Below are 9,946 nucleotides of genomic sequence, written 5' to 3'. Positions count from 1 at the left end.
ACACCGTATTCATCCAACGTCGAGAAAAACGACTCGTTCGCCGGCGAGCTTAGCATGATGATGCCTTTGATCATCTTCTGCTTTATTTTACCCACGCATTTTTGCAGATCATCTTCACTGCTTTTGGACGTTTGTAAAATAACATCAAAACCTTCTTCTTCTGCTTTTGCCGTTATGGCATGCAGTACATCTGAGAAAAAGGGATTTCCTGCAGTGGTCTTGGTTGAGCGGGTCGAAATAACCATAATGGCGTCGAAGCCAGAAGAGGTGAGTGCGCGGGCAAGTTTATTAGGTTGGTAATTTAACTCATCTATCGCCTTCAACACCTTTTCACGCGCTTCAGGAGAAATATTCGTTTGTTTATTCAGAACGCGTGACACGGTTGATTTCGAAACGCCAGCAACGCGGGCAATATCATAGATGGTGGGTGACATACACCTTACTCACTCCAGACGGACAGCAATTGCGTCCATCTTACTGGAGAGAAAACGGCAATAGCAATAATTAAGAATTGATAATCAACGATCTGCCCCAATTTACTGTATTCTGAAGTGACTTTGTTCAGGGTTCCAGACAATGAAGGACGGCGATGAAGCGACTTAAAAACGAATTCAATTCTCTGGTGAACCGTGGCGTTGATCGCCATCTGCGTCTTGCCGTTACCGGGCTGAGCCGCAGCGGTAAGACGGCATTCATTACGGCGATGGTCAATCAGCTGTTGAACCTGCATGCTGGGGCGCGCCTGCCACTGCTTTGCGCGGTGCGCGAGGAGCGATTGTTAGGCGTAAAACGCGTACCGCAACGTGATTTTGGCATCCCCCGTTTCACCTATGATGAAGGTCTGGCACAGTTATACGGGGAGCCTCCCGCCTGGCCCACCCCGACGCGTGGCGTGAGCGAAATTCGCCTTGCGCTTCGTTTTCGCTCGAATGAATCCCTGATGCGTCACTTCAAAGAAACGTCCACGCTGTATCTCGAAATTGTGGATTATCCGGGAGAATGGCTGCTCGATTTACCGATGCTGGCGCAGGATTACCTGAGCTGGTCCCGGCAGATGACCGGTCTGTTGCAGGGGCAGCGGGCAGAGTGGTCGACCAAATGGCACCAGCTTTGCGAAGGGCTGGATCCGCTGGCGCCGGCGGATGAAAACCGTCTGGCCGTGATAGCCCAGGCCTGGACGGATTACCTGCATCAGTGCAAGCAGGAGGGGCTGCATTTTATTCAGCCGGGCCGTTTTGTTCTGCCGGGAGATCTAGCCGGTGCTCCCGCGCTACAGTTTTTCCCGTGGCCGGACGTTGACCGCATCGGCGAATCGAAGCTGGCGCAGGCAGACAAGACCACCAACGCCGGTATGCTCCGCGAGCGATACAATTATTACTGTGAGAAGGTGGTTAAGGGTTTTTATAAAAATCATTTTTTACGCTTTGACCGCCAGATCGTGCTGGTGGACTGCCTGCAACCCCTCAACAGCGGGCCGCAGGCGTTCAATGATATGCGGCTGGCGCTGACGCAGCTGATGCAAAGTTTTCATTACGGCCAGCGTACGCTGTTTCGCCGTTTATTCTCGCCGGTCATCGACAAGCTGCTGTTTGCCGCCACAAAAGCTGATCATGTGACGGTCGATCAGCACGCCAACATGGTATCCCTGCTGCAACAGCTGGTGCAGGATGCCTGGCAGAACGCGGCGTTCGAAGGGATTAGTATGGATTGTCTGGGTCTGGCGTCCGTACAGGCTACACAGAGTGGGTTGATTGACGTGAATGGCGAGAAAATTCCGGCCCTGCGGGGCAACCGACTCAGCGACGGTGAGCCGCTCACGGTCTATCCGGGCGAAGTTCCCCCGCGTTTGCCGGGCCAGGCTTTCTGGCAAAGCCAGGGTTTTCAGTTCGAAGACTTCCGTCCGCAGAGCATGAACGTTGACCAGCCATTGCCGCATATCCGTCTGGATGCCGCGCTGGAGTTTTTAATTGGAGATAAATTACGATGACGGAACCGTTAAAGCCCCGCATTGATTTTACCGGCCAGCTTGAGCAGTCCCCGCATGAGGCGTTTAAAACAGCGCAAACCTTCAGCGGTCCGCAGGCCGACAACTTTGCTCCCGTGCTGGCAGAGGAGCCGTTGGTTGAAGAGGGGCAGGCGGAAGCGGTCGTTGATGCGGCACTGCGCCCGAAACGCAGCCTGTGGCGTAAGATGGTGACCGCCGGGTTAGCCCTTTTTGGTGTGAGCGTAATTGGTCAGGGCGTGCAGTGGGGCGTCAATGCCTGGCAAACCCAGGACTGGGTAGCGCTGGGGGGATGCGCCGCTGGGGCGTTGATCGTTGGTGCGGGCGTCGGCTCGGTCGTGACTGAGTGGCGTCGCCTCTGGCGTCTGCGTCAGCGTGCGCACGAACGCGATGAAGCGCGGGATCTGCTGCACAGTCACGGCACCGGAAAAGGGCGTGCTTTTTGTGAAAAGCTTGCGGCTCAGGCCGGGATAGATCACTCTCACCCGGCGCTTCAGCGCTGGTATGCGGCGATCCACGAAACCCAGAATGACCAGGAAGTGGTCACGCTCTATGCGCACATTGTTCAGCCGGTACTGGATGCGCAGGCTCGTCGTGAGATCAGCCGCTCGGCGGCGGAATCCACCCTGATGATTGCCGTCAGTCCGCTGGCGATGGTGGACATGGCCTTTATCGCCTGGCGCAACCTGCGCCTGATCAACCGCATCGCCAGGCTGTATGGCATTGAGCTTGGCTATTACAGCCGACTGCGCCTGTTCAAACTGGTGTTGCTGAATATCGCCTTCGCCGGGGCAAGCGAACTGGTGCGGGAGGTCGGGATGGACTGGATGTCGCAGGATCTTGCGGCGCGTCTCTCTGCCCGGGCGGCGCAGGGGATTGGTGCCGGTCTGCTGACGGCACGCTTAGGAATCAAAGCGATGGAGGTTTGTCGTCCACTCCCCTGGATCGATGGCGATAAGCCGCGGCTGGGGGATTTCCGTCGCGAATTGATTGGTCAGCTTAAAGAGACGCTCAATAAAAAACCTGCTCAGTGAGGTTTCGTTTACTAATCGTGCGGGCTGTCAATATTTGTTGACAGCCACCTTCCCGAATACCGTGATCTGACATATCATTTTACTGTTATTGGCTTAAACGGTGAATTTCCCATGCGTCTGGAAGTCTTTTGTGAGGACCGTCTCGGTCTGACCCGCGAGTTACTCGATCTTCTTGTTTTACGTAGCATTGATTTACGTGGCATAGAGATCGACCCTGTCGGGCGAATTTACCTCAATTTTGCCGAAATTGAATTTAATACCTTCAGTAGCCTGATGGCCGAAATCCGCCGTATCGCTGGCGTTACGGATGTACGCACCATCCCCTGGATGCCATCCGAGCGGGAACACCTTGCGCTGAGCGCACTGCTGGAAGCAATGCCGGAGCCGTTTCTCTCTCTCGATCTGAAAAACAAAGTCGAGCGCGTTAACCAGGCCAGTTGCCAGCTGTTTGCGCAGACTCAGGAAAAGCTTATCGGTCATTACGCCACGCAATTGATCCCAGGTTTTAATTTCCAGCGCTGGCTGGACAGCAACCCGCAAAATACCCATAGCGAGCACGTCGTCATCAATGGACAGAATTTCCTGATGGAGATCACGCCGGTCTACCTGAAAGGGGAAAATGCCGCGCGGGTGCTCACCGGCGCGGTAATCATGCTGCGCTCCACGGTGCGCATGGGACGCCAGTTACAGAACCTTTCCAGCCAGGACGTCGGCGCATTCAGCCAGATTATTGCGGTGAGCCCGAAGATGCGTCACGTGCTCGACCAGGCGCGTAAGCTGGCAAATCTTACGGCACCGCTGCTGATTACCGGGGATACCGGTACGGGGAAAGATCTGCTGGCGCATGCTGTGCATATGGCCAGCCCGCGTGCGGCAAAACCGTATCTGGCGCTGAACTGCGCGTCTATTCCTGAAGATGCGGTGGAAAGTGAACTGTTCGGGCATGCGCCGGAAGGCAAAAAAGGCTTCTTTGAACAGGCGAATGGCGGCTCGGTGTTGCTGGACGAGATTGGTGAAATGTCGCCACGCATGCAGGCGAAACTGCTGCGTTTCCTCAATGACGGCACGTTCCGCCGCGTGGGGGAAGATCATGAAGTGCACGTGGATGTACGCGTCATCTGTGCCACCCAGAAAAACCTGGTGGAGCTGGTGCAGAAAGGGGTATTCCGCGAAGATCTCTACTATCGTCTCAACGTTCTGACGCTCAATATTCCGCCGCTGCGCGATTGCCCGCAGGACATCATGCCGTTGACGGAACTCTTCGTCGCCCGTTTTGCCGACGAGCAGGGCGTGCCGCGTCCGAAGCTCTCTGCCGACCTGGGTACCGTGCTGACGCGTTACGGCTGGCCGGGCAATATTCGTCAGCTAAAAAATGCGGTCTATCGCGCATTAACTCAGCTTGAAGGGTATGAACTGCGTCCTCAGGATATTCTCTTGCCGGATTACGATGCCGGGACGGTCTCGGTAGGCGAAGAGGCAATGGAAGGCTCGCTGGATGACATCACCAGCCGTTTCGAGCGTTCGGTGTTAACGCAGCTTTATCGCAGCTATCCGAGCACGCGCAAGCTGGCTAAACGTCTTGGGGTGTCACATACCGCGATTGCGAATAAGCTGCGCGAGTATGGGTTAAATCAGAAGAAGGGTGACGAATAAATAAAAAAGCCTCTTTGCAGAGGCTTTTTTACGTTTAGGCTTTAAGTGCCTCAAGTGCAGCGGTGTAATCCGGTTCGGTAGTGATTTCGTTAACCAGCTCACTGAAAACAACGTTGTCGTTTTCGTCGATCACCAGCACCGCACGAGCAGCCAGACCCTTCAGCGCGCCTTCGGAAATGGCAACACCGTATTTTTCCAGGAAATCCGGGCTGCGCAGAGTGGAAAGGGTGATGACGTTGCTCAGGCCTTCAGCGCCGCAGAAGCGGGACTGGGCAAACGGCAGGTCAGCAGAAATGCACAGCACTACGGTGTTGTCCATTTCGGTCGCCAGCTGGTTGAATTTACGCACTGATGCAGCACAAACGCCCGTATCGATGCTTGGGAAAATGTTCAGGACTTTACGTTTGCCAGCAAACTGGCTCAGCGTGACGTCAGACAGATCTTTAGCCACCAGAGTAAAAGGCTGTGCTTTGCTGCCAGACTGTGGAATGGAACCTGCAACAGCAACCGGGTTGCCCTGGAAATGAACGAGTTGTGACATAGATATCTTCCTGTTTACAAATAGTTAACGTCGTGGCTAGTGTATGTCATCCACAGTTAGCACGGCAAACCAATTTTCTGCCTTTCCGGCCTGCAAGGAGTCAGTGATGAGAAGCGTTAAGGTCTATGAAGAAGCCTGGCCATTGCACACCCCGTTTGTTATCTCGCGCGGCAGCCGTAATGAGGCCTGCGTGGTCGTGGTTGAATGTGAAGAGGACGGCGTAAAAGGCGTCGGGGAATGTACCCCTTATCCTCGCTACGGAGAAAGCCTGGCGTCAGTCATGGCGCAAATTATGACGGTGGTGCCCGAGTTGCAGGCGGGCCTGACGCGTGAGGCTCTTCAGCAGAGGTTGCCGGCCGGCGCGGCACGTAACGCGATTGACTGCGCACTCTGGAGTCTGGAAGCGGCGAAACAACAAAAACCGCTACCTTCGCTGCTGGACGTTACGCTGCCGCAATCGATCGTCACCGCGCAAACGGTGGTCATCGGTGAACCAGACCAAATGGCGGCCAGCGCCCAGGCGCTATATGCAACCGGTGCAACCTTATTAAAGGTGAAGCTCGACGATCGTCTGATTAGCGAACGCATGGTCGCCATTCGTGCGGCGGTACCTGATGCCACCCTTATCGTCGATGCGAACGAATCATGGCACAGCGAAGGGCTGGCAGCCCGTTGTCAGCTGCTTGCCGATCTGGGCGTTGCCATGCTGGAGCAGCCCCTCCCGGCAGAAGACGATGCCGCGCTGGCGAATTTTATTCATCCGCTTCCCGTCTGTGCAGACGAAAGCTGTCATACCCGTGAGAGCCTGTCAGCCCTCAAGGGCCGCTACGAGATGGTGAACATCAAGCTGGATAAAACGGGTGGGTTAACCGAGGCCCTGGCACTGGCACAAGATGCGCAGGCGCAAGGCTTTTCCCTGATGCTGGGCTGTATGTTGTGCACGTCCAGAGCGATCGGTGCTGCACTCCCGCTGGTGAACAGCGTGCGTTTTGCCGATCTGGATGGCCCAACCTGGCTGGCGGTTGACGTTTCACCCGCCCTGAGTTTTACCTCCGGCGTACTTCATCTTTGAGGCTGCCAGCGCAGAAGATCTGTCATCGCTCTGAGGTATTTTTCACTCGCTTCATCCGAGGAAATAGGCGGAAACTCTGCGGTGATACAGTGAAGACTGAGGTCCGCGCACCAGCTGCCAAACGACCCGGGCGTTTCATACCCGACGCTGGTTACCAGAGGTAGAGCAAACGCATCCGCCAGCCACTGCCCGAGCGCTGTATGACGAGGATCTTCAATACAGGCGAGGGGATCGTGGAAAGAGACAACCCAGGCCGGGTGGATCTTATGAATAAGCTGACACAGCGCCTGGGTTTCGGGCTCGGAACCCGGTTTTTCTCCCGTAAGCAGGACCACATCTCGTTCCTGCGCCGAACTGTTCCAGCGATACACCGTTTCACCGGCACGCCAGTTTGCTGCCGGAAAGTTCCTGTTAAGGTCAACGCCTCGTGCATTCGCCCGTAATCCAAGCTGGCATCCGTCTGGGTTGACGGTCAAAATCACATGATGTCGTCGTAAATCGGGGGCCAGCGTACGTAGCGCGCACGAAAGCGTCACGATGGACGAGTTTTCATCGCCATGTGTGCCCGCAATGATTAAGCCGCTAGTGCGATCGGGCTCGGGAGCCGGAAACCAGATCAGTGGGGCGCCTAAAAATGAGCGGCCATAATGTTCAGTCCCGGGCGGGAAGGCGCCGCGTTCCGTTCTTGGTCGGGTGGTTGCCATAATAAACCCTGATGATGAAGTCGCTTCTGGCAGTGTTGTGCAAAACCCGCGCTTAATCAAATAGTTTCCGTCTGTGTGTAAAATTGCCTGACATCAACTTTCCTGAGGAAGCATTTGCATTTCTCCGTTTCGAAACAAATAATTACGCATCTGCCTGTTACCTGACATCATTAAGGGGATCGTATGAAGCATCCTGTTTCGCTTCTTTGTACTGCGCTGTGGCTGTGCGGGTTTTCTTCACTTTCATATGCCGCGGAGGTTCCCAGGGGAACGGAGCTGGCGCAAAAGCAGGAGCTGGTTCGACACATTAAAGATGAACCCGCCTCGCTCGATCCGGCAAAAGCGGTGGGTTTACCCGAGATACAGGTGATCCGCGACCTTTATGAAGGGCTGGTGAATCAGAACGAAAAAGGGGAGCTGGTTCCCGGCGTGGCGACGCGCTGGCAGAGCAACGATAACCGTGTCTGGACGTTTACGTTGCGGGATAACGCGAAGTGGTCTGACGGTACCCCGGTGACGGCACAAGATTTTGTCTACAGCTGGCGTCGTCTGGTTGATCCTAAAACTACGTCACCTTTCGCCTGGTTTGCAGCGCTGGCGGGTATTAATAATGCGCAGGCCATTATCGATGGTAAAGCTGCACCGGAAACGCTCGGCGTGACGGCAGTCGATGCTAAAACGCTGCGCGTGCAGCTGGATAAACCGCTGCCATGGTTCAGCAACCTCACGGCTAGCTTTGCGTTCTATCCTGTTCAAAAGGCAAACGTGGAAAGCGGTAAAGAATGGACGCGCCCTGGCGCGCTCATCGGCAACGGTGCGTATGTGCTGAAAGATCGCGTGGTGAATGAAAAACTGGTGGTTGAGCCGAATACTCACTACTGGGATAACGCCAACACGGTGCTTAAAAAAGTCACCTTTGTGCCAATCAACCAGGAGTCCTCAGCGACCAAACGCTACCTGGCGGGCGATATCGATATTACAGAATCGTTTCCGAAAAACATGTACCAGAAGCTGCTTAAAGATATTCCGGGACAGGTTTATACACCGCCACAGCTTGGGACCTATTACTACGCGTTTAACACACAAAAAGGCCCAACTGCGGATGCCCGCGTACGTCTGGCGCTCAGCATGACTATCGACAGACGTATTATGGCTGAAAAAGTCCTGGGAACCGGTGAGAAACCGGCCTGGCATTTCACTCCCGATGTCACTGCCGGTTTTACACCGGAAATCTCGCCATTTGAGCAGATGTCGCAGCAGGAGCTAAATGCTCAGGCGAAAACGTTATTACAGGCGGCAGGCTATGGTCCCCAGCGCCCGCTGAAATTAACGCTGCTGTACAACACGTCTGAAAACCACCAGAAAATCGCCATTGCCGTCGCATCTATGTGGAAGAAAAATCTGGGTGTTGACGTTAAGTTGCAGAATCAGGAATGGAAGACCTACATCGACAGCCGCAATACCGGGAATTTCGACGTGATCCGTGCGTCGTGGGTAGGGGATTATAATGAGCCGTCGACGTTCCTGTCGCTGCTGACGTCCTCTCACACCGGCAACATCTCACGGTTCAACGACCCTGCTTACGATAAGATTATTCATCAGGCGACGCTCGAAACCACTGAAAAAGCGCGTAATGCAGACTACAACATGGCCGAGAAGATCCTCGCCGAGAAAGCGCCGATAGCCCCTATTTATCAATACACCAATGGCCGCCTCATTAAGCCCTGGGTTAAAGGGTATCCGATAAATAACCCAGAGGATGTTGCGTACAGTCGTACAATGTATATTGAAAAGCATTAAAAAACAGGAAAGGCGCTTAAGTGGTTTTGGCAAATAGCTATACATCGCTTAAGCGCCTGAACACACGGTTCATGGTACCTACAGGCTAGTTATTATCAAAATTCCTTTCATAAAAAATCATTTATTCTTTTGATGAATGCTTCGAGCGACATCTCTTTTCCAGTTTATTGAAAAGCGTGCAAGCATTTATACATCCTCCATGTAATAGCTTAATTCCTGCTATTTAAAACCTGACTTTTGTCCGATATAGGATTTTTCCATATTCAGGAGGTTTATTGAATAAGATGATATGTCTCTGCGATTTTGCAGCTGATGCTTAGATCAGCATTGATATAAATCAATTATTCAACGACAGGTGGCAATGAATTCAATATTCTCTATCAAGGCAGACGTTCCTGCTAATCTATTGTGAATAAATGGTTAATACTTTCTGCGTGCCACTTATATCTGGAATTTATAAATACTAGTGATTAGTGGAAAATTCTTAAGAAAAATCCATATGCAGATCTTTGATCTGAAAAGTTGATCATGAATGGGCTTTTGCTCTAATATGGTTTTGTAAAGACCCGTCACTCACTTAACTCGTATTTCTTGCAAAGAAAGGGACTGCTATGGCCGATTCATTTCAGAATGAGGTGCCCAAGGCACGCATAAATTTAAAGCTGGCGCTGCATACAGGCGGCGCGCAGAAGAAAGTCGAACTGCCGCTTAAACTTCTCACCGTCGGTGATTTCAGTAATGGAAAAGAGAATCGTCCATTGTCCGAAAGGAAGAAAATCAACGTCAACAAAAATAACTTTAATAGCGTACTTTCGGAATTTAACCCGGAGGTTAATCTGACGGTGCCTAACACCATGGCTGTCGATGGTTCGGAGGAAAGTATAAAACTGAATTTCTCCGATATTAAGGATTTCGAACCTGAACAGGTTGCCCGCCAGATCCCCCAGCTCCGCGCCATGCTGGCCATGCGTAATTTATTACGCGACCTCAAATCCAATCTTCTTGATAACGCCACTTTCAGAAAAGAACTCGAGAAAATTCTTAAGGACCCGGCGCTGTCTCAGGAATTACGCGACGAAATGAGTGCACTGGCCCCGAAATAAGCGGCATGTGTAATTTAATGGATTAACCGGGAATATG

Annotated in this window: 9 protein-coding genes; 6 read left to right on the top strand and 3 right to left on the bottom strand. The window is 53.0% G+C overall.

Annotation, left to right across the window (positions count from 1 at the left end; genetic code table 11):
- Window positions 1–434 (bottom strand): LacI family DNA-binding transcriptional regulator (locus HP459_RS17780; protein ID WP_171936569.1); only part of this gene is annotated, 434 nt, incomplete at its 3' end.
- 155 nt (window positions 435–589) lie between these two features.
- Between HP459_RS17780 and HP459_RS17775 the strand changes: the two genes are divergently transcribed.
- The 3 genes from HP459_RS17775 to tyrR all read left to right on the top strand — a co-directional run bounded on the left by HP459_RS17775 (window position 590) and on the right by tyrR (window position 4,689).
- On the top strand, window positions 590–1,987 hold the full coding sequence (locus HP459_RS17775) for a YcjX family protein (protein ID WP_171936568.1): 1,398 nt from the start codon (window positions 590–592) through the stop codon (window positions 1,985–1,987).
- Window positions 1,984–3,036 (top strand): YcjF family protein, encoded by a 1,053-nt coding sequence (locus tag HP459_RS17770; protein ID WP_023306373.1) that lies wholly within the window; start codon window positions 1,984–1,986, stop codon window positions 3,034–3,036. Before HP459_RS17775 ends, HP459_RS17770 begins: the two co-directional genes overlap by 4 nt.
- Window positions 3,037–3,147: 111 nt before the next feature.
- A complete protein-coding gene (tyrR, locus tag HP459_RS17765) occupies window positions 3,148–4,689 on the top strand; it encodes a transcriptional regulator TyrR (RefSeq protein WP_022648289.1) in 1,542 nt (513 codons plus the stop codon).
- Between the two features lie 34 nt (window positions 4,690–4,723).
- Here tyrR and tpx read toward each other — a convergent pair whose 3' ends face one another.
- Entirely contained in the window at window positions 4,724–5,230 is a 507-nt protein-coding gene (tpx, locus tag HP459_RS17760) for a thiol peroxidase (RefSeq protein ID WP_003856889.1), read from the bottom strand.
- Window positions 5,231–5,336: 106 nt separating this feature from the next.
- On the opposite strand from tpx, the gene ycjG reads away from it, so the two are divergent.
- Window positions 5,337–6,302 carry an L-Ala-D/L-Glu epimerase gene (gene ycjG / locus HP459_RS17755; RefSeq protein ID WP_171936567.1) on the top strand — a complete coding sequence of 322 codons (966 nt, stop codon included), beginning with the start codon at window positions 5,337–5,339 and terminating at the stop codon, window positions 6,300–6,302.
- Here the strand turns inward: ycjG and mpaA are convergent.
- Window positions 6,293–7,006: a murein tripeptide amidase MpaA gene (gene mpaA / locus HP459_RS17750; RefSeq protein ID WP_022648287.1), complete on the bottom strand. Its 714-nt coding sequence runs from the start codon at window positions 7,004–7,006 to the stop codon at window positions 6,293–6,295. The genes ycjG and mpaA overlap by 10 nt on opposite strands.
- A gap of 183 nt (window positions 7,007–7,189) precedes the next feature.
- On the opposite strand from mpaA, the gene HP459_RS17745 reads away from it, so the two are divergent.
- Both HP459_RS17745 and tssB read left to right on the top strand, forming a co-directional pair.
- Window positions 7,190–8,806, top strand: coding sequence for an ABC transporter substrate-binding protein (locus HP459_RS17745; protein WP_022648286.1), 1,617 nt, complete (start codon window positions 7,190–7,192; stop codon window positions 8,804–8,806).
- 611 nt (window positions 8,807–9,417) lie between these two features.
- Window positions 9,418–9,909: a type VI secretion system contractile sheath small subunit gene (tssB, locus tag HP459_RS17740; protein ID WP_023300236.1), complete on the top strand. Its 492-nt coding sequence runs from the start codon at window positions 9,418–9,420 to the stop codon at window positions 9,907–9,909.
- The last annotated feature ends 37 nt before the right edge of the window (window positions 9,910–9,946 follow it).

This window comes from Enterobacter sp. CM29 (genome assembly GCF_013179605.1).
Lineage (GTDB): Bacteria > Pseudomonadota > Gammaproteobacteria > Enterobacterales > Enterobacteriaceae > Enterobacter > Enterobacter intestinihominis.
This window is presented reverse-complemented; position numbering and strand designations above follow the sequence as displayed.

Bases quoted from the DNA above. Each gene is read 5' to 3' on its own strand.
- ycjG (WP_171936567.1), top strand. From the start codon at position 5,337: ATGAGAAGCGTTAAGGTCTATGAAGAAGCCTGGCCATTGCACACCCCG.
- HP459_RS17775 (WP_171936568.1), top strand. From the start codon at position 590: ATGAAGCGACTTAAAAACGAATTCAATTCTCTGGTGAACCGTGGCGTT.
- mpaA (WP_022648287.1), bottom strand. From the start codon at position 7,006: ATGGCAACCACCCGACCAAGAACGGAACGCGGCGCCTTCCCGCCCGGG.
- HP459_RS17745 (WP_022648286.1), top strand. From the start codon at position 7,190: ATGAAGCATCCTGTTTCGCTTCTTTGTACTGCGCTGTGGCTGTGCGGG.
- HP459_RS17770 (WP_023306373.1), top strand. From the start codon at position 1,984: ATGACGGAACCGTTAAAGCCCCGCATTGATTTTACCGGCCAGCTTGAG.
- tssB (WP_023300236.1), top strand. From the start codon at position 9,418: ATGGCCGATTCATTTCAGAATGAGGTGCCCAAGGCACGCATAAATTTA.
- tyrR (WP_022648289.1), top strand. From the start codon at position 3,148: ATGCGTCTGGAAGTCTTTTGTGAGGACCGTCTCGGTCTGACCCGCGAG.
- tpx (WP_003856889.1), bottom strand. From the start codon at position 5,230: ATGTCACAACTCGTTCATTTCCAGGGCAACCCGGTTGCTGTTGCAGGT.